20 protein-coding genes and 1 riboswitch are annotated in these 23,858 nt (G+C 71.4%); of the genes, 10 read left to right on the plus strand and 10 right to left on the minus strand.

The window, feature by feature from the left end; translation table 11 throughout:
* Positions 1 to 53: 53 nt before the first annotated feature.
* The gene (locus ACFY01_RS10810) at positions 54 to 749 is read right to left on the minus strand and encodes a response regulator (protein WP_390735353.1); all 696 of its coding nucleotides are present in this window, start codon (positions 747 to 749) and stop codon (positions 54 to 56) included.
* A gap of 159 nt (positions 750 to 908) precedes the next feature.
* On the opposite strand from ACFY01_RS10810, the gene ACFY01_RS10815 reads away from it, so the two are divergent.
* From ACFY01_RS10815 to ACFY01_RS10825, 3 genes are all read left to right on the plus strand, one after another.
* On the plus strand, positions 909 to 1,724 hold the full coding sequence (locus ACFY01_RS10815) for an ABC transporter ATP-binding protein (protein ID WP_132850636.1): 816 nt from the start codon (positions 909 to 911) through the stop codon (positions 1,722 to 1,724).
* Positions 1,714 to 2,577, plus strand: a complete 864-nt coding sequence (locus ACFY01_RS10820) for an ABC transporter permease (protein WP_390735354.1) — start codon at positions 1,714 to 1,716, stop codon at positions 2,575 to 2,577. The genes ACFY01_RS10815 and ACFY01_RS10820 overlap by 11 nt, the downstream gene beginning before the upstream one ends.
* An 89-nt stretch (positions 2,578 to 2,666) precedes the next feature.
* Positions 2,667 to 3,728, plus strand: a complete 1,062-nt coding sequence (locus ACFY01_RS10825) for an ABC transporter substrate-binding protein (protein ID WP_390735355.1) — start codon at positions 2,667 to 2,669, stop codon at positions 3,726 to 3,728.
* Between the two features lie 44 nt (positions 3,729 to 3,772).
* Here ACFY01_RS10825 and ACFY01_RS10830 read toward each other — a convergent pair whose 3' ends face one another.
* From ACFY01_RS10830 to ACFY01_RS10845, 4 genes are all read right to left on the minus strand, one after another.
* Positions 3,773 to 4,453: a response regulator gene (locus tag ACFY01_RS10830; protein ID WP_390735356.1), complete on the minus strand. Its 681-nt coding sequence runs from the start codon at positions 4,451 to 4,453 to the stop codon at positions 3,773 to 3,775.
* On the minus strand, positions 4,450 to 6,117 hold the full coding sequence (locus ACFY01_RS10835; RefSeq protein WP_390735357.1) for an ATP-binding protein: 1,668 nt from the start codon (positions 6,115 to 6,117) through the stop codon (positions 4,450 to 4,452). The genes ACFY01_RS10830 and ACFY01_RS10835 overlap by 4 nt, the downstream gene beginning before the upstream one ends.
* 88 nt (positions 6,118 to 6,205) lie before the next feature.
* Positions 6,206 to 7,147: a sucrase ferredoxin gene (locus ACFY01_RS10840; RefSeq protein WP_390735358.1), complete on the minus strand. Its 942-nt coding sequence runs from the start codon at positions 7,145 to 7,147 to the stop codon at positions 6,206 to 6,208.
* A gap of 54 nt (positions 7,148 to 7,201) precedes the next feature.
* Positions 7,202 to 8,458 carry a citrate synthase gene (locus ACFY01_RS10845; protein WP_390735359.1) on the minus strand — a complete coding sequence of 419 codons (1,257 nt, stop codon included), beginning with the start codon at positions 8,456 to 8,458 and terminating at the stop codon, positions 7,202 to 7,204.
* 110 nt (positions 8,459 to 8,568) lie between these two features.
* Between ACFY01_RS10845 and ACFY01_RS10850 the strand changes: the two genes are divergently transcribed.
* On the plus strand, positions 8,569 to 9,735 hold the full coding sequence (locus tag ACFY01_RS10850; RefSeq protein ID WP_390735360.1) for a citrate synthase: 1,167 nt from the start codon (positions 8,569 to 8,571) through the stop codon (positions 9,733 to 9,735).
* A 58-nt stretch (positions 9,736 to 9,793) separates the two neighbouring features.
* Here ACFY01_RS10850 and ACFY01_RS10855 read toward each other — a convergent pair whose 3' ends face one another.
* The 3 genes from ACFY01_RS10855 to ACFY01_RS10865 form a co-directional block, all read right to left on the minus strand.
* Positions 9,794 to 10,021, minus strand: coding sequence for a hypothetical protein (locus ACFY01_RS10855; RefSeq protein WP_390735361.1), 228 nt, complete (start codon positions 10,019 to 10,021; stop codon positions 9,794 to 9,796).
* 147 nt (positions 10,022 to 10,168) lie between these two features.
* On the minus strand, positions 10,169 to 10,405 hold the full coding sequence (locus tag ACFY01_RS10860; protein WP_390735362.1) for a hypothetical protein: 237 nt from the start codon (positions 10,403 to 10,405) through the stop codon (positions 10,169 to 10,171).
* Between the two features lie 223 nt (positions 10,406 to 10,628).
* Positions 10,629 to 11,213, minus strand: coding sequence for a DUF6082 family protein (locus ACFY01_RS10865; RefSeq protein WP_390735363.1), 585 nt, complete (start codon positions 11,211 to 11,213; stop codon positions 10,629 to 10,631).
* Positions 11,214 to 11,549: 336 nt separating this feature from the next.
* Here ACFY01_RS10865 and ACFY01_RS10870 point away from each other — a divergent pair, with 336 nt between their 5' ends.
* A complete protein-coding gene (locus ACFY01_RS10870; protein WP_390735364.1) occupies positions 11,550 to 12,647 on the plus strand; it encodes a CobW family GTP-binding protein in 1,098 nt (365 codons plus the stop codon).
* A gap of 29 nt (positions 12,648 to 12,676) precedes the next feature.
* On the opposite strand, the gene ACFY01_RS10875 is transcribed toward ACFY01_RS10870, so the two are convergent.
* Positions 12,677 to 15,136 (minus strand): DNA topoisomerase (ATP-hydrolyzing) subunit A, encoded by a 2,460-nt coding sequence (locus ACFY01_RS10875; protein WP_390735365.1) that lies wholly within the window; start codon positions 15,134 to 15,136, stop codon positions 12,677 to 12,679.
* 336 nt (positions 15,137 to 15,472) lie between these two features.
* Here ACFY01_RS10875 and ACFY01_RS10880 point away from each other — a divergent pair, with 336 nt between their 5' ends.
* The 4 genes from ACFY01_RS10880 (at position 15,473) to ACFY01_RS10895 (ending at position 20,392) form a co-directional block, all read left to right on the plus strand.
* Complete coding sequence (locus ACFY01_RS10880) at positions 15,473 to 16,885, plus strand: M16 family metallopeptidase (RefSeq protein WP_390735366.1); 1,413 nt, start codon at positions 15,473 to 15,475, stop codon at positions 16,883 to 16,885.
* Positions 16,882 to 18,270: a M16 family metallopeptidase gene (locus ACFY01_RS10885; RefSeq protein ID WP_390735367.1), complete on the plus strand. Its 1,389-nt coding sequence runs from the start codon at positions 16,882 to 16,884 to the stop codon at positions 18,268 to 18,270. The genes ACFY01_RS10880 and ACFY01_RS10885 overlap by 4 nt, the downstream gene beginning before the upstream one ends.
* Before the next feature lie 236 nt (positions 18,271 to 18,506).
* A riboswitch (cyclic di-AMP (ydaO/yuaA leader) is annotated at positions 18,507 to 18,668 on the plus strand.
* 13 nt (positions 18,669 to 18,681) lie between these two features.
* Positions 18,682 to 19,452, plus strand: coding sequence for a M23 family metallopeptidase (locus ACFY01_RS10890; RefSeq protein ID WP_390735368.1), 771 nt, complete (start codon positions 18,682 to 18,684; stop codon positions 19,450 to 19,452).
* A gap of 244 nt (positions 19,453 to 19,696) precedes the next feature.
* Positions 19,697 to 20,392 carry a GntR family transcriptional regulator gene (locus tag ACFY01_RS10895; RefSeq protein WP_390735369.1) on the plus strand — a complete coding sequence of 232 codons (696 nt, stop codon included), beginning with the start codon at positions 19,697 to 19,699 and terminating at the stop codon, positions 20,390 to 20,392.
* A 148-nt stretch (positions 20,393 to 20,540) separates the two neighbouring features.
* On the opposite strand, the gene ACFY01_RS10900 is transcribed toward ACFY01_RS10895, so the two are convergent.
* Positions 20,541 to 20,822 (minus strand): HPr family phosphocarrier protein, encoded by a 282-nt coding sequence (locus tag ACFY01_RS10900; RefSeq protein ID WP_030235221.1) that lies wholly within the window; start codon positions 20,820 to 20,822, stop codon positions 20,541 to 20,543.
* 175 nt (positions 20,823 to 20,997) lie between these two features.
* Here ACFY01_RS10900 and ACFY01_RS10905 point away from each other — a divergent pair, with 175 nt between their 5' ends.
* The gene (locus ACFY01_RS10905) at positions 20,998 to 23,835 is read left to right on the plus strand and encodes a GNAT family N-acetyltransferase (protein ID WP_390735370.1); all 2,838 of its coding nucleotides are present in this window, start codon (positions 20,998 to 21,000) and stop codon (positions 23,833 to 23,835) included.
* Positions 23,836 to 23,858: the final 23 nt, after the last annotated feature.

Below are 23,858 nucleotides of genomic sequence, written 5' to 3' on the forward strand. Positions count from 1 at the left end.
ACCTTATCGCGGGGGCGCGGACGGGGTGGAGCACGCCCCCGGACGGTGAGCTGTCACGGCGCCACCCACGCGTACCGGTGCTCCGGCCGGCCGGTGTCGCCGTACTTCAGGGAGAGGCGGAGCCGGCCGGCCTGTTCCAGGTGCCGCAGGTAGCGCTGGGCGGTGGAGCGGCTGAGGCCGGTTTCGGTGGCGACCTCGTGGGCGGAGAGCGGGTGGTCGGCGCGGTGCAGGACCCCGCAGATGAGATCCGTGGTGGGCTCCGACTGGCCGCTGGGCAGACCGGGGGAGGAGGAGGGCGCGGGCGCGGTTCGCAGGGCGCCGAAGATCCGGTCGACCTGCTCCTGGCCCGCCAGGCCCCTGCCTCCGACCCGGTCGACGGTGCGGCGGAGCGCCGCGTACGAGTCCAGGCGGGTGCGCAGCGCCGCGAAGGTGAACGGCTTGACCAGATAGTGCAGGGCGCCCAGACGCATGGCCTTCTGCACCGTCGTCACATCGCTGGCCGCCGTGATCATGATGACGTCGGTGCCGTGCCCGTGTTCCCGCATGCGGTGCACCAGTTCGAGGCCGGTCTGGTCCGGCAGGTAGTGGTCGAGCAGCACCAGGTCGATGGCTCCGCGTTCCACGGCGGACAGCGCCTGGGCGGCGGAGTGCGCGCGGGCGGCCACCCGGAAGCCGGGAACCTTTCCCACGTACTTGGCGTTGATCTCGGCGACACGGAAGTCGTCGTCCACGACCAGGACGTCAATCATCGGGCCTCTCCTTCAAGGCCGGCGAGCGTTAAGCCCGTGTTTCGTGCTCCGCAGTTGTAACGCGAGCAAAATGAGCACAACAGGCTCTTGCGAGCAAAAGAATGGCTTGCGCTCAGAAGACTGATGCTGTGGCCCGGGCCACACCTACCGTCCCGGGCCATGAGCGCAGACACCAGCCCCGCCATCGAGCTACGGGGCGCGAGCAAGACCTTCAGGACCCCGTCGGGGGGTTTGCACACGGCTGTCCGGGACCTGGACCTGACCGTCGGGCGTGGCGAGTTCGTGGCCGTCGTCGGTCCCACCGGCTGCGGCAAGTCCACCACGCTGACCCTGGTCAGCGGCCTGGAGGAGCCCACCGAGGGCGATGTGCTGGTTGCCGGGGAGCCGGTGAACGGGGTCGGCGACAAGGTCGGCTTCGTCTTCCAGCAGGACGCCACCTTTCCCTGGCGGACGGTCCTGTCCAACGTCATGGCGGGCCCCCGTTTCCGTGGCGTACCGAAGCCGGAGGCCAAGCAGAAGGCCCGTGAGTGGCTGGCCCGGGTGGGGCTCGCCGCTTTCGAGGACCGCTACCCGCACCAGCTCTCCGGTGGTCAGCGCAAGCGTGTCGCCCTCGCCGCCACCTTCGTCAACGACCCCGAGATCCTGCTGATGGACGAGCCCTTCTCGGCGCTCGACGTGCAGACCCGGGCGCTGATGTCGGACGAGCTGCTGGAGCTGTGGGAGGGCACCGGCGCCTCCGTCGTCTTCGTCACCCACGACCTGGAGGAGTCCATCGCGCTGGCCGACAAGGTCGTCGTGATGACCGCCGGGCCCGCGACCGTCAAGCAGGTCTTCGACATCGACCTGCCGCGGCCGCGCAAGGTCGAGCAGGTACGTCTGGAGCCGCGGTTCATCGAGATCTACCGCGAGATCTGGGAGTCCCTCGGCGAAGAGGTCCGCATCACCCGTGAGAGGGGTGCCGCCAATGTCGCCTGAGGTCATCAGCACGCCGGTCGTCGACACGGTGAAGACTCCGGGCCGCGCCCAGACGCGCGCCGCGGCCGCCCGCAGACGCAAGATGCTCGTCGCCGCCGCACGGGCGCTCCTCCTGGTGGCCGTGCTCGGCCTGTGGGAAGGGCTGTCCCGGGCCAAGGTCATCGATCCGTTCAACTTCTCGATGCCCTCGCAGATCTGGGACCAGATCAGCACCTGGGTGATGCACGGAACGGCACAGGGCTCACTGGGTGAGCAGATCTGGGCCACGCTCCAGGAGGCGCTGCTCGGCTGGATCATCGGTGTCGTCGCCGGTGTGGTCTTCGGTATCGCTCTGGGGCGGATCGCCTTCCTCGCCGATGTCCTTGGTCCTTACATCAAGGTGCTCAACTCCATCCCCAGGATCGTCCTGGCCCCGATCTTCGTGATCTGGTTCGGGCTGGGCCCCGCCTCCAAGGTCGCGTCGGCCGTGGTGCTGGTCTTCTTCCCGGTGTTCTTCAACGCCTTCCAGGGTGCCCGTGAGGTCGACCGCAACCTGGTGTCCAACGCCCGGATCCTCGGCGCGAGCGACCGCCGGGTGACGCTTCAGGTGGTCATCCCGTCGGCGACCTCCTGGATCTTCACCAGCCTGCACGTCAGCTTCGGCTTCGCCCTCATCGGCGCCATCGTGGGCGAGTACATCGGTGCCACCAAGGGCATCGGTCTGCTCGTCGCCCAGTCCCAGGGCACTTTCAACGCCGCCGGCGTCTACGCCGCGATGGTCATCCTCGCGGCCGTCGCACTCGTCGCCGAGGGCCTGCTGACCTTCGCCGAGCACCGCATCTTCCGGTGGAAGCCGGCGAACTCCGGCCACTGAGCCCGGCCCGCCCGGCGCCGCCCCGGAGCCGGGCGCTCCAAGACACCCCCCTTCTCCCGCACCGCCCTCTCACAAGGACGTGAACCGCCATGCGCAAGACCGCCAGATACGCCTCGCTCGCCGCCTCCGGCCTGCTCGCCCTCTCCTCGCTCACCGCCTGCGCCAACGACGCGGCGAGCAGCACCTCCGCCGACGCCGGCAGCAAGGGCGACGGCAAGGGCACGAAGGTCAAGATCATGGTCGGTGGTCTGGACAAGGTCATCTACCTGCCGGCGATGCTGACCCAGCGGCTCGGCTACTTCGACTCCGAGGGCCTCGACGTGGAACTCCTCAGTGAGCCCGCAGGTGTCCAGGCCGAGACAGCGCTCGTCTCCGGCCAGGTCCAGGGCGCCGTCGGCTTCTACGACCACACCCTCGACCTTCAGACGAAGGGCAAGTCCGTGGAGTCCGTCGTGCAGTTCTCGCACGCCCCCGGCGAGGTGGAGGTCGTCTCCACCAAGAAGGCGGGCGACATCACCTCGCCGAAGGACTTCAAGGGCAAGAAGCTCGGCATCACCGGTCTCGGTTCCTCCACCGACTTCCTCACCAAGTACCTCGCCGTCAAGAACGGGGTGAAGGTCAGCGACTTCAGCCCGGTCGCCGTGGGGGCGGGACCGACGTTCATCTCGGCGCTTCAGCAGGGCTCGATCGACGCCGGTATGACGACCGACCCGACCGTCGCCACGATCCTGGACAAGAAGGCGGGCAAGGTCCTCCTCGACATGCGGACGCCCGAGGGCTCCAAGGAGGCGCTCGGCGGCCCGTACCCGTCGTCCAGTCTGTACATGCAGACGGACTGGGTGAACAGCCACAAGGACACCGTCCAGAAGCTGGCCAACGCGTTCGTCAAGACGCTCAAGTGGATGTCGAACCACAGCGCCTCCGAGATCGCGGCCAAGATGCCCGCCGACTACTCCCAGGGCAACAAGACGCTGTACGCCGAGGCCATCAAGAGCACCCTGCCGATGTTCACCGACGACGGAGTGATGCCCGCGAACGGCCCCGAGACCGTCGAGAAGGTCCTCAAGGCGTTCAACCCCAACATCAAGAACGCCAAGGTGGACCTGAGCAAGACCTACACGACCGAGTTCGTCGACAAGGCCGCGAAGTAGGCGGGGTGGAGCCCCCGTCGGCCTTACGTCCCCGTCGGCAGCGGTCAGATGCGGGTCGCCCACACGTAACGGTGTTCCGGGCGGCCCGCATCGCCGTACTTGAGGGTCAGCCTCGCCCGGCCGGTGCGCTCCAGCAGCTTCAGATAGCGCTGGGCGGTCTGCCGGCTCACCCCGGTCCGCTCGGCGATCTCCTGCGCCGACAGCGGGCCTTCGGCGTTCATCAGGGACTGGCGCACCAACTCGGCGGTGGTGGGGGAGTGCCCCTTCGGCAGCCCGGGCTCCGACGGCGCGGACAGCGCGCCGAAGATGCGGTCCACCTCCGCCTGTTCGGCCTCGCCGCCGCCGTCGAGGGTGCGGCGCAACTGCGCGTACGCCTCGAGCTTCGCCCGCAGACCGGCGAAGGCGAACGGCTTGACCAGGTACTGGAGGGCGCCCTGCCGCATGGCGGCCTGGACCGTCGAGACGTCCCGGGCCGCCGTCACCATGATCACGTCGGTCTGGAGGCCCCGGCGGCGCATCTCCTGCACGACCGCCAGGCCCGTCTCGTCGGGCAGGTAATGGTCCATCAGGATCAGGTCGAGGCGTGACAGCGTCTCCAGCCGGTGCAGCGCCTCCGCCGCGCTGTGCGCCTCCGCGGCCACGTGGAAGCCCGGTACCTTCTCCACGTAGGCGGCGTTGACCCGGGCCACCCGGACGTCGTCGTCCACGACCAGGACCTCGATCATCGGGCCTCCTCCCCGTCGGCCGGGGCGGACGCGGTGAGGGCCGGCTCGAGGCCCGGCTCGGTCAGCGCCTCCGGCAGTACGACCGTGAACCGGGCGCCCCCGCCCTCCGCTTCGGCCACCGTCGCGCTCCCGCCCTGCCGCTCGGCGAACCGGCGCACCAGGGAGAGCCCGAGGCCGCGCTTGCCGTGCGCGGGCGGCTTCTTCGTGGACCAGCCGTCCGTGAAGATCAACTCCCGTTGCTCCACCGGGATCCCGGGCCCCGTGTCACGCACGCTGAGGACGACCGTACGCGCCTCGGCGCGCAGTTCGACCTCCACGCGCGCGTGCGGGGTGCCCGCGACGGCGTCGAGCGCGTTGTCGACCAGGTTGCCCACGACCGTCACCAGCCCCCTGGGATCGATCAGCCGGTCCGGCAGCCGGGACCCGTCGGAGACCCACAGGGCCACCCCGCGCTCGGCCGCGACGGTCGCCTTGCCGACCAGCAGGGCGGCCAGCAGCGGGTCCTGGACCTTCTCGGTGACCTGCTCCGCGGTGGCCCGGTGGTCGCCGACCACCTCTCCGACGAACTCCACGGCGTCGTCGTACATCTCCAGTTCGAGCAGTCCCAGCAGCGTGTGCATGCGGTTGGCGTGCTCGTGGTCCTGGGCGCGCAGGGCGTCTATGAGACCCCGCGTGGAGTCGAGTTCGCGGCCGAGCTGCTCCAGCTCGGTACGGTCGCGCAGGGTGGCCACCGCGCCGCCGTCGTCGGTGGGCATGCGGTTGGTGACCAGGACCCGCTGGCCGCGCACGGTGAGCAGGTCGGTGCCGGTGACCCGGCCGGCCAGGACGTCGGTCGTACGGCCCGCGCCGAGCGCCTCGTCCGGCGACTGGCCGACGGCCTCGTCGCCGATGCCCAGCAGCCGCCGGGCCTCGTCGTTGAGCAGGCGGACACGGCCCGCGCGGTCGAGGGCGACGACGCCTTCCCGGATCCCGTGCAGCATCGCCTCACGCTCGGCGAGCAGCGCCGATATGTCGGAGAAGGCCAGGTCCCGGGTCTGCCGCTGCACCCTGCGGGAGATCAGCCAGGCGGCCAGCGCGCCGACCGCGAGGGCGCCGCCCGCGTAGGCCAACAGCTCAGGGATCGCGCCGATCAGGCCGGCACGCACGCTGCTGTACTCGATGCCGACCGAGACCGCGCCGATGATCCGGTGGTGAGCGTCGTACAGCGGCACCTTGCCCCGGGCGGAGCGGCCGAGGGTGCCGGTGTCGATCTCCATGACCTCCTTGCCCTCCAGCGCCTCTTTGGCGCTGGTCGAGACGTGTTCGCCAATCTGCTTCGGGTCGGTGTGCGACCAGCGGAACCCCCGCCGGTCCATCACCACGACGTACTCGGCGTGCGTGCTGAGGCGGATCCGCTCCGCCTCCTTCTGCACCGGACCGTCGACGCTGGGCGGGGTGGTCAGGACATCCTCGGCGATCTTCGGGTTCTGCGCGGTGGTCTGCGCGATCGCGAGCGCGCGGCGCATCGCCTCCTGGTCGAGCTGCTTGCTCAGCGGTGCCAGGAACAGCCCGGTCGCGAGCACCGCGACTCCCGCGGCGATCGCCAGCTGCATCAGCAGGACCTGCGAGAACATCCGTCGTGGCAGGCCCAGGCGCCGACGGCGTGCGGGGGAGGTGGGGCTCATACCCAAGACGGTACGTGGGACGCCGGGCGCTGCCGAAGGGGTGTGGCGTGGATCTCTTGACCAATTCTTGGGAGAACGGTGTGCGGGCTCAGCCCGCCAGTCCCGCCCCGGTCAGTTCCCGTACCGCCACCACGTCCATCCGGGCCGGCGAACCGAGTACGGCGGCGCCGCAGCTCTCCGGGCGGGGCGGCAGCGAGGCAGTCTGGGCCACGGTCACCCGCCAGTGACGGCCGTCGGCGTGGGCGACGGTCACCTCCCAGTGCGGCGCCGCGCCGTCCGTCCGTACGACGCTCAGCGTCTCCGCCGCGTACTCGCCCGCCGAGGAACGCACGGCCAGCTCGGCCGCCTGCCCGGGCCGTGCCCAGGCGGACCGCCCGCGGCACCCCTCGACGACGACACGACCCTCCTGGACGCCGTGCAGGACCTCCTTGACGGCGTGGGCCTCGGCCCGGCCGTACGCGTATCCGTACGGCAGCACGAGCACCGTCGGTGAGAAGCGATGTCCACCCAGATGAGTGACCTCCCACACGCCCCGCACGCCGGAGGCCGCGAGTTCGGCCGCGAGGGGACGGCCGAGGAGGGCGCAGCAGCGGTCGCGCTTGCCGTTGGTGCAGATGAGGGCGAGCGGGCCGCCCTCGTGCGGCCGCCCCTTGAGCGCCGAACCGAAGCTGCGGTGATCACCGGCGCCCAGAGCGGTGAAGTCGAGGCCGAGCAGCTGTCGCGGATCGCGGGTGGTGGCGTGATGCAGCCAGCTTCTCCCCGGGACGGTGTGCGCCACGTACACCTGGCGCACGGCGGGTGTCCCGGGGTCGGCGTGCCGGCCGGGGCGGCGGATGAGCGCGATCCGCACGCCCGTGCCCTCGGCGGCGATCTCCAGGGCGCGGCCCAGCGTGCGGTCCAGATGGCTCGAAGTGAGCGCCTTGGCGCCCCACGGCCCGGGCTGCTCCAGCAGCAGCCACGTCGTCGCCGTGGCCGCGGTACCGGAAACGGGCTCGTCGAGGCTCCGGGAGACGGTCGCGCACCTACTCACACAGGTAAGCCTAACCTGCCTTTTCTCGAAGCGACTTCCAGCCGTCCTCGTGTCCTACTCCGGCATGGGCTGAGGGGGCCGCGGACCGACGTAGTGCCCGCTGGGGCGCATGCGCAGCGGGCGCTCCCCGTACTCCTCCAGGGCGTGGGCGATCCAGCCCGCGGTGCGGGCGACGGCGAAGACCGTCTCGCCCGCGGTGGCGGGCATGCCGGTGGCCACGGTGAACACGGCGAGGGCCAGGTCCACGTTGGCGTGCAGCGGGGCGTGCCGGGCGGTCGTGGCGACGATGTCCCGGGCCGCGAGGAGGGCGGGTTCGGCGCGCGGGACCTGCTCCAGGAGGTCGAACAGGACGCGCGCGCGAGGGTCCTCGCCGGTGTAGAGCCGGTGGCCGAGGCCGGGAATGCGGCGGCCGGCGCGGAGTTCGTCCGCGATCACGGGCGCGGCGGTGCCCTGGTCCAGTACGTCGAGCAGCAGCCGGTGGGCGAGGCCGCTGGCCGCGCCGTGCAACGGGCCCTCGATCACCCCGAGTCCGGCCGAGACGGCCGCGTAGGCGTGCGCGCGGGCCGAGGCGGCCACGCGCACGGCGAGCGTCGAGGCGGCCAGGTCGTGGTCGGCGAGCAGGGCGAGCGCCGTGTCCAGGACACGCAGTGTGTCCTCGTCGGCCTCGCGCCCGGTCAGCCTGCCCCACAGCCGGTGGGCGAGCGGGCCGTCGGTGAGATGGGCGAACGGCTGTGGTGGCAGCGCGGCGACGAGTGTCGGGATGAGGACGCGCGCGGTGCTGAGCACGGCCTCCTCCGACAGGTCGAAGCGCAGCGGGTCCTCCGCGGCGGCGGCGATGGCCGCGACCCGGAGGCGGTCGGTGGGGGAGGTGTGCTCGGGCAGGGCCCCCACCGCGCGGCGGGCGACGGCGACGGTCGGCTCGGGCGCGGTGAACGTGATGCCCGGTCGCATCCGGCCCGTCCACAGCCACTCGGCGACCTCCTCGTAGGAGTGGCGGGCGGCGAGTTCGGTGGCGTCGACACCCCGGAAGAAGTACCGGTCCTTGTCGATGAGCGTGATGCGCGTCCGGACGGACAGCTCCCCACCGGCGCCCGGACTCGCGCCGCCCTCGCGCCTGTTGCGCCGGGCGAGGGCCGCCACCTCCTCGGCGTCGAAGGTGCTGCCCCGGCCGCCCGGCTCCCGCCTGCTGCTGAGCTGACCGCGGCTGACATACGCGTACACGGTCTCGGGTTTCACCCCGAGCAGCTCGGCGGTCTCCTTGGTGCTCAGCCTGCGTCCCGGACGGCCGGAAGCGGGGTCTTGATCGCGCATGGGGGCCACGGTATCGGCCTCCCGGTGCATTGACAGCATGTTGATTTAATCAATATTGACATCCATAAAGTCAATAATGGATGGTCGAATCAAGTTCAGGGAGGAAAAACATGTCCATCAACAGGACCGCGGCCGGCCTCGTCGACGTGCCGCGAGGACTCGCGGGCGTCGTCGTCACCGACACCCGGATCGGTGACGTGCGCGGACTCGAGGGCTTCTACCACTACCGCCAGTACTCCGCCGTCGACCTCGCCCGGACCCGCGGTTTCGAGGACGTCTGGCATCTGCTGGTCCACGGCGAACTGCCGGATGCCCGGCGCAGCGCCGCGTTCACCGCCGAGACCGCGGCGCTGCGACGGCTGCCCGAGGAGGTGCGGGCCGCCCTGCCCGTCCTCGCGGCGGCGAGCCGTGCCTCCGGTCCGCTGGCCGGGATGCGCTCGGCGCTGTCGCTGCTGGGCGCGGCGAGGGGGTTCCGGCCGGTGTACGACATCGACGCCGACCGGCGCCGCGCGGACACCGTCGCCGCCTGTGCGGCCGTACCCACCCTGCTCGCGGCCCTCCACCGCCTCGGGCAGGGGCTGGAGCCGGTGGAGCCGCGCGAGGACCTGTCGTACGCGGCCAACTATCTGTACATGCTCACGGGTTCGGAGCCGGACGTGCGGCGGGCCCGGGCGATCGAGCAGTACTTGATCTCAACCATTGATCACGGCTTCAACGCGTCAACGTTCACGGCCAGGGTCATCGCGTCGACCGGCGCGGACGTGGCGGCCTGCCTGGTGGGTGCCGTCGGTGCGCTGTCCGGGCCGCTGCACGGGGGTGCGCCGAGTCGTGCCCTCGACACCCTGGACGCGATCGGAACGCCGGAGCGGATCGACTCCTGGATCCGGGAACGCGTTCTCGCGGGCGACCGCGTCATGGGCTTCGGACACGCGGTCTACCGTACGGAGGACCCTCGTTCGCGGATGCTCCGCGACATCGCCCGCGGCTTCGGCGGGCCGCGTGTCGACTTCGCCGTCGAGGTCGAGCGCCGGGTCGAGGCGATCCTCGCCGAGCTGAAGCCCGGGCGTGAACTCCACACCAACGTCGAGTTCTACGCGGGCGTGGTCATGGAACTGTGCGGACTGCCGCGCGAGATGTTCACGCCCACCTTCGCGGCGGGGCGTGTGGTGGGCTGGAGCGCCAACATCCTGGAGCAGGCGGAGGACCCGAAGATCATCCGCCCGGTGGCCCGGTACGTGGGCCCGGAACCGCGGGTGGCGGCGCCGGCGGTGGCCTGAGTCGGAAGACCGGCCCGGCGCCTCTCGGCGAGCGGGCCGGACGCCGGAGCGACGCGGTCTAGCGGCGCATGACGTTGACCGTGACGTTGGCTGCGGCGTCCCCGAGGAAGACGCTGCCGCCGAAACTCGCCACCGTCGTGAGGTGTTCCGTCTGCCGCGTGACGATCAGCAGCACCATCGCGACTGCCGTCAGCAGGGCCACCACACTGGGCAACACGTGGAAGACGCGCCTGGTGGGAGGCTGTTCGGTCAGTCGTGTACCGTCGTGCGACGTCGGGTTGGACATGTCGGCTCTCCTCAGCCTGGAGTTCTTGGATGCGGCCCGACCGCCGGGGAGTCTGCCCACGGCACCCGTTGCTCGCCAAAGTCACGGGGTGTCGCTGGGGGAAGGGCTCCCCGGTGCCGTCTGCCGGGGTTGACGCTTCAGCCGGCGCTACGCGTCTGGGATGTCTGCTTTCGCGCGGACGAGTGTCTCGCGGCTGATCACCACGATTCGTTCGTAGTCGGCGCGAGCCGCGTCGGCCGGCAGTTCCGCGTCCAGCGCTTCCGTGCTGTCGGTGCCGATCACAGCGAAGTTCCCGTCCTGCAGTTCAAAGATGTCCGGGCAGGACTGCCCGGTCACGCTCCCCCTCTGGCGAGGTGAGGCACCAATACGGCGCACGATCTTCAAGTGGATCCCGGTCCTTGCTTGGTTGGTCAGTGGCTGTCCTCGTGCCGGCCGCCAGGAAGTGGGTGGCTCCTGGGCCGACAGGGGTTGGGCCTGCTGCGACGGCTGGTGTGCTCCAGGGCAGGCGGGCATAACCTACCCGCAGTGATCGCTCGTGGGGCCAGAGTTGTTTCGTCTGAGCGAGTGACGATAAGGAAAGTCCTTGCGTGCCGTGCCACGGTGCGGGTCAGTCGTCGGTGCCGTCGCCCACGACCCACCATTCGTCCGTGTCCGCCTCGTCCAGTTCGAGCAGCAGCTCGTCGGTCATCCGGCCGATCTCCGCCTCGTCGGTGTCGTCCCGCAGGCTGGCCCGGTGCGGCCGGGTAGCCTCCCAGTAGGCGCGCGCCGTGGGGCTCTGGAAGAGCATGCGGATGTGACCGCGCAGCTCACCGCGGCTGAGCAGCCCGATCCGGTATCCGTTCAAGGCGTGCACATACAGGACGTTGGCGAACAGGTACTGCTTCTGGAGCTGCGGCGGCACATCGCCCTCGTAGGTGTCCAGCACGGGCAGCAGGTCCTGGTCCTCCATCGCCGCGAGCAGGAGTTGCCGGTGATCGCGCTGGTACTCGATGAGGTCCGCGCGCCGGGCGGCATGCCGGTGCTGTTCCTCGAGCGCGTCCAGGCGCCGCAGCACCTCGGTGTGCATGCGGGTCAGCGCCTCGACCGCACGGCGGTGCGCCAGTAAGGAAGCCATGGTCCCGGCCACCGAAAGCGTGAGGGCCGCCGCGGCGACGGAGCCCAGCCCCCGTATCCCAGTTTTCCGTGTGGCCATGTCAACCCCCGAATCAGGCGGCCGTTCGCCGGTCGTCGGGACGCGGGTCGACTGTGGGACGTGGGTCGACTGGAGGGACCGGCGAGCGGTGGGCGGCGCTTGCCGTCTCCCAGAGTGCCGAGCGGCTCTGATCGGCGGGGAGGCGGAGAGGCGGCGCACGGAGGGAAGCAAGGGTCGCACGCCAGGCGCCATGCCCAACGTCTGCCCCGCGAGGCCTGCTGACAAGCGTTCACTTCGCGGGGTTTCGCCCCGCTCGTATCCTGGGGCGGCATTCCATCCTCGTCCGTGCGCCGGGCCGTGAGCCGGTGCGCGCTTCCGCGTGAGAGAGGTCGCACGTTGGGGCACAGCCGCAGTCCGCAGCAGATCCCGGTCGTCGTACTCGCCGGTTTCCTCGGCTCCGGGAAGACCACGCTTCTCAACCACCTGCTGCACCGCAGCGGAGGCAGCCGCATCGGGGCGATCGTCAACGACTTCGGGGCCATCGAGATCGACGCCATGGCGGTCGCCGGGGCGCTCGGCGACTCCACCGTCTCGCTCGGCAACGGATGCCTGTGCTGCGCGGTCGACGCGAGCGAACTCGACCTCTACCTGGAACGGCTCGCCGACCCGGCCACCGGCATCGACGTCATCGTCATCGAGGCCAGCGGCCTCGCCGAACCCCAGGAACTCGTCCGCATGGTGCTGGCCAGCGAGCATCCCGGGATCGTCTACGGCGGGCTGGTCGAGGTCGTCGACGCCGCCGAGTTCGACGACACGCGCGCGAAGCACCCCGAGATCGACCGGCACCTCGCCCTCGCCGACCTGGTGGTGGTCAACAAGCTCGACCGGGCCGCGGACGGCGAACGCGTGCTGGGCCTGGTCCGGTCGCTCACCGACCGTGCCGCGGTGGCCCCCGCCACCTACGGCCGCATCGACCCCGAGTTCCTCTTCGACTGCCGGCCGAGCGAGGAGCGGATCGGCCAGCTGTCCTTCGACGACCTGCACGAGCACGACCAGCACGAGCACGACCAGCACGAGGCCGGCACCGGCCACGCCGGGCATCTGCACACCGCGTACGACAGCCTGTCCTTCGTCTCCGAGGTCCCCCTGGAGCCGCGCCGCCTGATGGCCTTCCTCGACGGCCGGGCCGAGGGGCTGTACCGGATCAAGGGGTACGTCGACTTCGGCCCGTACGACCCCCGGAACCGGTACGCCGTGCACGCCGTCGGCCGTTTCCTGCGCTTCTACCCGGAGCCCTGGGGCCCCGCCGACCCCCGCCTGACCCAGCTCGTCCTCATCGGCACCGGCATCGACGCGCCCACCCTCGGCAAGGAACTCGAGGAGTGCGAGGACGACGCCCCACACGCCGACGAGCACGGCATGTGGGGCGTCCTGCGCTACGTACGCGACCCCGGGGTTCCCCAGGAGTACGACCCCGAGGACCCGCCGGTCTAGAGCAGGTCTAGAGCAGGTCTAGAGCAGGTCTAGAGCACCGGCCCCGCCACCACCCACACCGTCTTCGACAGCGAGGTGCCCGAACCGTCCCGGCGCGGGTCCGGCTCGGGAAGCTCGACCGGGGTGCCGTCCTTCTGCGCCGCACGCGCGGGTGCCGGACCCGCCCACGCGAAGGACAGGCAGTCCTCGCCCTTCAGGAACCGCTGGCAGCGCACGCCGCCGGTGGCCCGGCCCTTGCGCGGGTACGGGTCGAACGGGGTCAGCTTGGCCGTCGTCTGCACGGAGTCGTCCAGCGTCCCGCGCGAGCCCGCCACCGTGAAGACCACCGCGTCCACCGCCGGGTCGACGGCGGTGAAGGAGATCACCTTCGCGCCCTCGGCCGGCTTGATGCCCGCCATGCCGCCCGCCGGACGTCCCTGCGGGCGGACGATGGACGCCTGGAAGCGCAGCAACTGGGCGTCGTCGGTGATGAACACCAGGTCCTCGTCGCCGGTACGCAGCTCCACTGCGCCGACGATCCGGTCGCCCTCCTTGAGCGTGATGACCTCCAGCTCGTCCTTGTTGGACGGGTAGTCGGGGACCACGCGCTTGACCACGCCCTGCTCCGTGCCCAGGGCCAGACCCGGGGACGACTCGTCCAGCGTGGTCAGGCAGACCACCGTCTCGTCGTCCTCGAGGGAGACGAACTCCGCCAGCGGCGCGCCACCGGCCAGGTTCGGCGCCGTCGCCGTGTCGGGCAGCTGCGGCAGGTCGACCACGTTGATCCGCAGCAGCCGGCCGGCCGATGTCACCGCACCCACCTCGCCACGCGCCGTCGCCGGCACCGCCGAGACGATCACGTCGTGCTTGACGCGCCGGGCGTCGGCGTCCTCCGTGAACGGCTCGTTGTTCGCAGTACGGGCCAGCAGCCCCGTCGACGACAGCAGCACCCGGCACGGATCGTCCGCCACCTGGAGCGGGACCGCCGCCACCGGGGCGCCCCCCGACTCCAGCAGCACCGTGCGCCGGTCGCTGCCGAACTTCTTGGCCACCGCGGCCAGTTCGGCCGAGACCAGCTTGCGCAGCTCGGTGTCCGAGTCCAGGATCCGGGTCAGCTCCTCGATCTCCGCGTTCAGCCGGTCCTTCTCCGCCTCCAGCTCGATGCGGTCGAACCTGGTCAGGCGCCGCAGCGGCGTGTCGAGGATGTACTGCGTCTGGATCTCGCTCAGCGAGAAGCGCTCCATCAGGCGCTGCTTGGCCTCCGCGGAGTTCTCGCTGGACCGGATCAGCCGGATGACCTCGTCGATGTCCACCAGGGCCGTGAGCAGGCCCTCGACCAGGTGCAGGCGGTCGCGGCGCTTTCCGCGGCGGAACTCGCTGCGGCGCCGGACGACGTCGAAGCGGTGGTCGAGGTAGACCTCGAGCAGTTCCTTCAGGCCCAGGGTGAGCGGCTGGCCGTCGACCAGGCAGACGTTGTTGATGCCGAAGGACTCCTCCATCGGCGTCAGCTTGTACAGCTGCTCCAGGACGGCCTCCGGGACGAAGCCGTTCTTGATCTCGATGACCAGGCGCAGCCCGTGCTCGCGGTCGGTGAGGTCCTTGACGTCGGCGATGCCCTGGAGCTTCTTCGAGCCGACCAGGTCCTTGATCTTGGCGATCACCTTCTCCGGGCCGACGGTGAAGGGCAGCTCCGTGACGACCAGGCCCTTGCGGCGCGCGGTGACGGTCTCCACCGTGACCGTGGCGCGGATCTTGAAGGTGCCGCGGCCCGACTCGTAGGCGTCCCGGATGCCGGAGAGGCCGACGATCCGGCCGCCGGTGGGCAGGTCGGGGCCCGGGACGTGCCGCATCAGGGCGTCGAGGTCGGCGTTCGGGTGCCTGATCAGGTGGCGGGCGGCCGCGACGACCTCGCGCAGGTTGTGCGGCGGCATGTTGGTGGCCATGCCGACCGCGATCCCGGAAGCGCCGTTGACCAGCAGGTTCGGGAAGGCGGCGGGCAGGGCGAGCGGCTCCCGCTCCTGGCCGTCGTAGTTGGGGACGAAGTCGACCGTGTCCTCGTCGATCGACTCGGTCATCAGGCTCGTCGCCTCGGCCATCCGGCACTCGGTGTACCGCATGGCCGCCGGCGGGTCGTCGTTGCCCAGCGAGCCGAAGTTGCCGTGGCCGTCCACCAGGGGCACGCGCATCGAGAAGGGCTGCGCCATGCGCACCAACGCGTCGTAGATCGACGCGTCGCCGTGCGGGTGCAGCTTGCCCATGACGTCGCCGACGACGCGGGCGCACTTCACGTAGCCCCGCTCCGGGCGCAGGCCCATCTCGTTCATCTGGTAGACGATGCGGCGGTGCACGGGCTTGAGGCCGTCGCGGGCGTCCGGCAGGGCGCGCGAGTAGATGACCGAGTACGCGTACTCGAGGTAGGAGCCACGCATCTCGTCCACGACGTCGATGTCGAGGATCCTCTCCTCGTACGAGTCGTCGGGCGGCGGGGTCTTCGTGCTGCGGCGGGCCATCGCTGCCGGCTCCTCTTTTCTGGTCGCTCGCCTACGGGTCGCCCACGTCGGCTCGCTCGTGCTGAAGCGATTGACGGATCTGACGCGGACCATTGTGGACCGCGGCACTGACAGCGCGGGCCAGGCCCCGGCACGGGCGCCCACGGGACTCCTCGCGGACGACACGGACGTGTCGGACAGGCCCCGCCCGCGGCAGGGCTGCCCGCAGGCTACGCGATCCGCTGTGGGCGTACGTCGTGCGGGAACTTCGCCCGGGATGCGCAGGCTTGCATACAGTGGCAGGACCGGCAGGAAGACCGCGGTTTCACGACCGCCTCCGCGATCGAAGGGACGTACATGCCCATGGGTCACACGACCACGGCCGAGGCAGGCTCCGGGGGCCTGACAGCGACCGAGCACCGGCTGGCCAACGGTCTGCGCGTGGTGCTCTCCGAGGACCACCTGACCCCGGTCGCGGCGGTCTGCCTCTGGTACGACGTAGGCTCCCGCCACGAAGTCAAGGGACGTACCGGTCTGGCTCACCTCTTCGAGCACCTGATGTTCCAGGGCTCCGGTCAGGTGAAGGGCAACGGTCACTTCGAACTGGTGCAGGGCGCCGGCGGCTCGCTCAACGGCACCACCAGCTTCGAGCGCACCAACTACTTCGAGACCATGCCCGCCCACCAGCTGGAGCTCGCCCTCTGGCTGGAGGCCGACCGCATGGGCTCGCTGCTGACCGCCCTCGACGACGAGTCCATGGAGAACCAGCGGGACGTCGTCAAGAACGAGCGCCGGCAGCGCTACGACAACGTCCCCTACGGCACCGCCTTCGAGAAGCTGACCGCCCTGGCCTACCCGGACGGCCACCCCTACCACCACACGCCGATCGGCTCCATGGCGGACCTGGACGCGGCGACGCTGGAGGACGCGCGCGCGTTCTTCCGCACCTACTACGCGCCGAACAACGCCGTCCTCTCCGTCGTCGGCGACATCGACCCCCAGCAGACCCTCGCCTGGATCGAGAAGTACTTCGGTTCGATCCCCGGCCACGACGGCAAGCCCGAGCCGCGCGACGGCACGCTGCCCGAGACCATCGGCGAGCAGCTGCGCGAGGTCGTCGTGGAGGAGGTTCCGGCGCGCGCCCTGATGGCCGCCTACCGGCTCCCGCACGACGGCACGCGCGCGGCGGACGCGGCTGACCTGGCGCTCACCGTCCTCGGCGGCGGCGAGTCCTCCCGCCTCTACAACCGGCTGGTACGACGGGACCGTACGGCGGTCACGGCCGGGTTCGGGCTGCTGCGGCTGGCCGGGGCGCCCTCCCTGGGCTGGCTGGACGTGAAGACCTCCGGTGACGTCGAGGTGCCGGTCATCGAGAGCGCGATCGACGAGGAGCTCGCCCGGTTCGCCGAGGAGGGGCCCACGCCCGAGGAGATGGAGCGCGCCCAGGCCCAGTTGGAGCGCGAGTGGCTGGACCGGCTCGGCACGGTCGCGGGCCGCGCCGACGAACTGTGCCGGTTCGCGGTGCTGTTCGGCGACCCGCAGCTCGCCCTCACCGCCGTCCAGCGCGTACTGGAGGTGACCCCCGAGGAGGTCCAGGAGGTCGCCAAGGCCCGGCTGCGCCCCGACAACCGCGCGGTGCTCGTCTACGAGCCGGTCTCCGCGGAGGCCGCCGAGCAGACCGAGGACGTGGACGTTCCCGAGGACCCGGAGGCCGAGGCCACCGTGGAGACGCGCGCCGACCACAGCGAGAACGAGGAGGCAGCCAAGTGAGCGAGCTCGCCGCGATGGAGTTCCACCCGCAGCCCCAGGCGGGCGAGGCCAGGCCGTGGGCGTTCCCGGCCCCCGAGCGCGGCGCGCTCGACAACGGCCTGACCGTCCTGCGCTGCCACCGCCCCGGCCAGCAGGTCGTCGCCGTAGAGGTGCTGCTTGACGCGCCGCTGGACGCCGAGCCGGCCGGCCTGGACGGCGTCGCCACGATCATGGCGCGGGCCTTCTCCGAGGGCACCGACAAGCACTCGGCCGAGGAGTTCGCCGCCGAGCTGGAGCGTGCGGGCGCCACGCTCGACATGCACGCCGACCACCCCGGCGTCCGCCTCAGCCTGGAGGTCCCGGCCTCCCGCCTGGCCAAGGGGCTCGGGCTGCTGGCCGACGCCCTCAGAGCGCCCGCGTTCGCCGACAGCGAGGTCGAGCGGCTGGTGCGCAACCGCCTCGACGAGATCCCGCACGAGCTGGCCAACCCCTCCCGCCGCGCCGCCAAGGAGCTGTCCCGGCAGCTCTTCCCGTCGGCCTCCCGGATGTCCCGGCCCCGCCAGGGCACCGAGGAGACCGTCGCCAAGATCGACTCGCCGGCCGTCCGCGCGTTCTACGAGCGGCACGTGCGGCCCGCCACCGCCACCGCCGTCGTGGTCGGCGACCTCACGGGCATCGACCTCGACGAGCTGCTCGGCGAGACCCTGGGCGCGTGGGGCGGCTCCGCGGCCGAGCCGCGCCCGGTGCCGCCGGTGACCGCCGACGACACCGGACGCGTCGTCATCGTCGACCGCCCCGGCGCCGTCCAGACCCAGCTGCTCATCGGCCGCGTCGGCGCCGACCGGCACGACCGGGTGTGGCCCGCCCAGGTGCTCGGCACCTACTGCCTCGGCGGCACCCTGACCTCCCGCCTGGACCGCGTCCTGCGCGAGGAGAAGGGCTACACCTACGGCGTCCGCGCGTTCGGGCAGGTCCTCAGGTCCGGCCCCGAGGGCAACGGCGCCTCGATGCTGGCCATCAGCGGCTCCGTGGACACCCCGAACACCGGCCCGGCTCTCCAGGACCTGTGGACGGTGCTGCGCACGCTCGCCGCGGAGGGTCTCACCGACGCCGAGCGCGACGTGGCCGTGCAGAACCTCGTCGGGGTGGCGCCGCTGAAGTACGAGACGGCGGCGGCCGTGGCGAGCACGCTGGCCGACCAGGTGGAGCAGCACCTGCCCGACGACTTCCAGGCGACGCTGTACCGGCAGCTCGCCGCGACCGGCACGGTGGAGGCCACCGCGGCGGTCGTCAACGCCTTCCCGGTGGACCGTCTGGTGACGGTCCTGGTCGGGGACGCGGCACAGATCAAGGAGCCGGTCGAGGCCCTCGGCATCGGCGAGGTGTCCGTCGTGCCGGCCGAGTAGCCGAGCGACAGCGGTACGCGCGCGTGGGGCCCCGGTGACGATGGAACACCGGGGCCCCACGGTGTTCCCCCGGTCCGTCTCCCATGTGCCTCGCCAGATGTCCGAATTGGGGCGGAGGTTTCCTGTCTGACCTGTGGCGTGCACTACAAAAACCCTGTTGCGTTTGAGGATTGAAAGTCGCGGCCCTTAGCGTCGTCGAGGCTGTTCGTCAGGCAGTGCGCCGCACCCGCGGCACCGGACAGCGATCGCCGAGTCCCCGTACGGCGCGAGCCAGGGGAGCCGGGGACCCACCGTCCCTTGGGGTGAATCGGACGCCCGCGCACACCGCGAGGGGGTCCGTAGGAGACCTTCCTGCTCCGAACCCGTCAGCTAACCCGGTAGGCGAGAAGGAAGGAAAGGACCAGCCACTTCATGGCGTTCACCCGCGCCACCGGGAAGCACCGCCGTCCCAGCCGGATGCACCGCACCACCGCCCGCGCGGCGGGTGTCGCGGCCCTCGCCACCACCGGCGCCGTCGGCAGCCTCGCCGCCCCGGCGCTCGCCGCCGAGCCCGCGCCCGCGCCGGAGCAGACCGCCCTCACCCCGGTCATCACCATCAGCGAGTCGGTCCCCGAGCACATCGACGCCCAGGCGGCCGCCCAGCAGGAGGCCGCCGACCTGAAGGCGGCCGAGGAGGCGGCGCGGAAGAAGGCCGCCGAGCAGGCCCGTGCGCAGGCGGAGAAGGCACGCGAGGCCAAGGCGCGGGCGGCCCGCGAGGCCGAGCGCAAGCGGCTCAACGCGTTCGTGGCGCCGATCACCGGGTCCTACGTCTCCACCGGCTACCAGGCGAGCAGCTCCCTGTGGTCCTCCGGTTCGCACACCGGCATCGACTTCCACGCCGCGAGCGGCACCGCGGTCCACGCGGTCGGCTCCGGCACCGTGGTGTCCACCGGCTGGGGCGGGGCGTACGGCAACCAGATCGTGATCAAGATGGCCGACGGCATGTACACCCAGTACGGCCACCTGTCGTCCATCGGCGTCTCGGTGGGCCAGAAGGTCACCCCGGGCCAGCAGATCGGTCTGTCCGGCTCGACCGGCAACACCACCGGGCCGCACCTCCACTTCGAAGCCCGCACCGGCCCCGACTACGGCTCCGACGTCGACCCCGTCGCCTACCTCCGCAAGCACGGCGTGAACGTCTGACGAAGGCCCACCCCGGTCCGAAGGCCACCCGGCCACAAGACCCACCCCCCACCCGAAGCCCCGGCCCACGAGCCGGGGCTTTCGTGGTTTCCGTACGCTCCGTCGGCCTGCTCCGCCGACTTCCGCTGTCCAAAAAATATCCATGGATTCCGACCCGCCGTCGGAAATTCCCGCGCATTGCAATAGAGTCACGGAACGCGCGTCCATCGGTGACGTTTCACGGAGATGAATACGGAGGTCGGTCATGCGTATTCCGGCGCACTCGGTATGCACGGCGATCCGGGACGACATCATCGCCGGCGTCCACGAGCGCGGCAGCCGCCTCACGGAGGAACTCCTCGCCCGCCGCTACGGCGTCTCGCGCGTCCCCGTCCGCGAGGCCCTGCGCACCCTGGAGGCCGAGGGCTTCGTGGTGACCCGGCGGCACGCGGGCGCGTGCGTCGCCGAACCGACCGAGCAGGAGGCCGCCGACCTGCTGGAGATGCGCATGCTGATGGAGCCGCTCGGCGCCGCCCGGGCCGCCCAGCGGCGCACCGAGGCCCATCTCAAGGTGCTGCGCGGCCTGGTGCGGCTGGGCCAGGAGCGGGCCCGCCGGGGCAACAGCGACGACCTGCGCTCCCTGGGCGGCTGGTTCCACGAGACGCTCGCCCAGGCCTCCGGCAGCCACGCCCTGACCTCCGTACTGACCCAGCTGCGGCACAAGATCACCTGGATGTACACGGTGGAGGCGCCCGCCGACCCCGTGGGGTCCTGGACCGAGCACGGCGCCATCGTGGACGCGGTGGCGCGCGGCGACGGCGAGCGCGCCAGGGCGATCACGGCGCTGCACACCGAGCGCGCGACGGCCGCGCACCGGCTGCGTTTCACCGGCGGCACCGACCGTTCGGAACGTGTGAGGACCTCGCAACAAGCCGTAAACATTCCGAGCCTGCGGCATTAACACGGGCACCGTATACAAAGAAGAGCAATTCGGCGAGGGCTGTTTTCCCCTGCCTGAATTCTTGGTGCCACCGGAATTCCCGGTAAAACGGCGGAGCCGCGCCGCCCGAAAGGGGCGACGCGGCTCCGGCGTTCTGCGCGGTGTGTGCTCAGACGGTCTCGGGCAGCTCCTCGAGCCCCTCGGAGACCAGCTTCGCCAGCCGGTCCAGGGCGGCGTCCGCACCCTCGGCGTCGGAGGCGAGGACGATCTCCTCGCCGCCCTGGGCGCCGAGGCCGAGGACGGCCAGCATGGAGGCCGCGTTGACCGGAGTGCCGCCGGCCTTGGCGATCGTCACCGGCACGCCTGCGGCCGTGGCGGCTCGGACGAAGATGGAAGCGGGGCGGGCGTGGAGGCCCTCGGCCCAGCCGACGTTGACGCGGCGCTCAGCCATGTGTTGCTGCCCTTCGGTTCTCAGGGTTGTCTAGACCAGTTTCCCATATCGTGAAGCATGCCCGGACGGTCCTTCGTCCCGTCCGGATGTGTGGTCGGATCGCGGCCTCGATCCGATGTCGTCCTCCACAGACTGCCTCGCGCCGTTGTCGGACGCGAGCCGTACTCTGGGGCCCATGCAGACCCCGGCGGACCGGCAGGACCGGCACGAGTACCCCGCCCACTGGGAGGCGGACGTGGTGCTGCGCGACGGCGGTACCGCGCGCATCCGGCCCATCACCGTTGATGACGCCGACCGGCTGGTCAGCTTCTACGAACAGGTGTCGGACGAGTCGAAGTACTACCGCTTCTTCGCGCCCTACCCGCGCCTGTCCGCCAAGGACGTCCACCGCTTCACGCACCACGACTTTGTGGACCGGGTGGGACTCGCGGCCACGGTCGGCGGCGAGTTCATCGCCACCGTACGCTATGACCGCATCGGCGCCGACGGCATGCCCGCCTCCGCGCCCTCCGACGAAGCCGAGGTCGCCTTCCTGGTGCAGGACGCCCACCAGGGCCGCGGAGTGGCCTCCGCCCTCCTCGAACACGTCGCCGCCGTCGCGCGCGAGCGGGGCATCCGCCGCTTCGCCGCCGAGGTCCTCCCCGCCAACACCAAGATGATCAAGGTGTTCACGGACGCCGGGTACACCCAGAAGCGCAGCTTCGAGGACGGCGTCGTACGCCTGGAGTTCGACCTCGAACCCACCGACCGCTCGCTCGCCGTCCAGCGCGCGCGGGAACAGCGCGCCGAGGCGCGGTCGGTGCAGCGCCTGCTGGTGCCGCGGTCGGTCGCCGTGGTCGGCGTCGGCCGCACGCCCGGGGGCGTGGGGCGCGGCGTCCTCGGCAACCTCAGGGACGCCGGCTTCACCGGAAGCCTGTACGCCGTCAACAAGGCCTACCCCGAGGACCTGAAGGAGGCCGGCGGGGTGCCCGCGCACCGTTCGGTGCGGGAGATCGACGGCCCCGTGGACCTGGCCGTCGTGGCCGTGCCCGCCGAGCACGTGCCCGAAGTGGTCGCCGAGTGCGGCGAGCACGGCGTACAGGGGCTCGTCGTGCTCGCCGCCGGCTACGCGGAGGCCGGGCCCGACGGGCGCGAGCGGCAGCGCGCACTCGTCCGGCAGGCGCGCACCTACGGCATGCGGATCATCGGGCCGAACGCCTTCGGGGTCATCAACACCTCCGAGGAGGTGCGGCTCAACGCCTCCCTGGCACCCGAGATGCCCCGCCCCGGCCGCATCGGGCTGTTCGCCCAGTCCGGCGCCATCGGCATCGCGCTGCTGTCCCGGCTGCACCGGCGCGGGGGAGGGGTCACCGGCGTCACGGGTGTCTCCACCTTCGTGTCGTCCGGCAACAGGGCGGACGTCTCCGGCAACGACGTCCTCCAGTACTGGTACGACGATCCGGACACCGACGTCGTCCTCATGTACCTGGAATCCATCGGCAACCCCCGCAAGTTCACCCGGCTCGCCCGGCGGACCGCCGCGGCGAAACCGCTGGTGGTGGTGCAGGGGGCCGGGTCCGCGCCACAAGGGCACGCGGTACGGGCCACGCGGTTGCCCCATGCCACCGTGTCCGCGCTGCTCAGGCAGGCCGGGGTGATCCGGGTGGACACGATCACCGAACTGGTCGACGCGGGACTGCTGCTCGCCCGGCAGCCGCTGCCCGCCGGGCCGCGGGTGGCGATCCTCGGGAACTCGGAGTCGCTGGGGCTGCTGACGTACGACCAGTGCCTCGCGGAGGGACTGCGGCCGATGCGTCCCCTGGACCTCACGACGGGGGCTTCGGCGGAGGACTTCCACGCGGCGCTGTCCCGGGCGCTGGCCGACGACACGTGTGACGCGGTGGTGGTGACCGCCATACCGGCGATCGGCGAGTCGTCGCCGGGGGACGCGGAGCTGGCGGAGGCGCTGCGGTCGGCTGCCGCCGGGGTGCCGGGGAAGCCGGTGCTCGTCGTGCACGTGGAGCTCGGGGGGCTCGCGGAGGCGTTGTCGGCCGCGGCCAGTACGGCGCCGGCGTCCGTCGAGCGGGGGGATGCCCATCGCCCGGCGGAACGACTGCCCACCGCGCCACAGGCGCGGGAGACCGCGCCTCCCGACACCTCCCGGACCGGCTCGCGGCTCATCCCCGCCTACCCCGCCGCCGAGCGGGCCGTACGGGCTCTCGGGGAGGCCGTGAAGTACGCGCAGTGGCGCAGGGAGGCCGCCGACCCGGGGAAGGTGCCCGAGTACGAGGACATCGACGAGAAGGGAGCCGCCCGGCTGATCGACGGGATGCTCGCGCGCGGGCAGGGCCTGACGCTCGGGACGCAGGAGACCTGCGAGCTGCTCGGGAAGTACGGCATCCGGGTGCACCGCGCGCTGCCCGCCCCCACCCCGGACGCCGCCGCCGAAGCCGCCCGCTCCCTCGGTTACCCCGTGGCCCTCAAGGCGACCGCCCCGCACCTGCGGCACCGCGCCGACCTGGGCGGCGTACGCCTCGACCTCGCGGACGAGGAGCAACTGCGCCGGACATACGCGGAGTTGACCGAGCTGTTCGGCCGGCCCGAGGAGCTGCGGCCGGTGGTGCAGGGGATGGCACCGCGCGGCGTCGACACCGTCGTACGGGCCGTGATCGACCCGGCGGCCGGGGCGGTGCTCTCCTTCGGACTCGCCGGAGCGGCCTCGCAACTGCTCGGCGACATCGGTCACCGGCTGGTTCCGGTGACCGACCGGGAGGCGACCTCCCTGGTGCGGTCGATCCGGACGGCGCCGCTGCTGTTCGGCTGGCGCGGCTCGACCCCCGTGGACACCGCGGCCCTGGAGGAGCTGCTGCTGCGGGTGTCCCGGCTGGTCGACGACCACCCCGAGGTCGTCGCGGTCACCATGGAGCCCGTCGTGGTCGCCCCGCAGGGCCTGAGCGTCCTCGGCGCCTCCGTGCGCCTCGCACCCCCGCCGGCCCGCGACGACCTCGGCCCGCGCACCCTGCCGGTCTACTGAGCCGGGGAGGGGCGTTCCGCACA

Origin of the sequence: Streptomyces sp. NPDC001480 (assembly GCF_042894725.1) — a bacterium.
Lineage (GTDB): Bacteria > Actinomycetota > Actinomycetes > Streptomycetales > Streptomycetaceae > Streptomyces.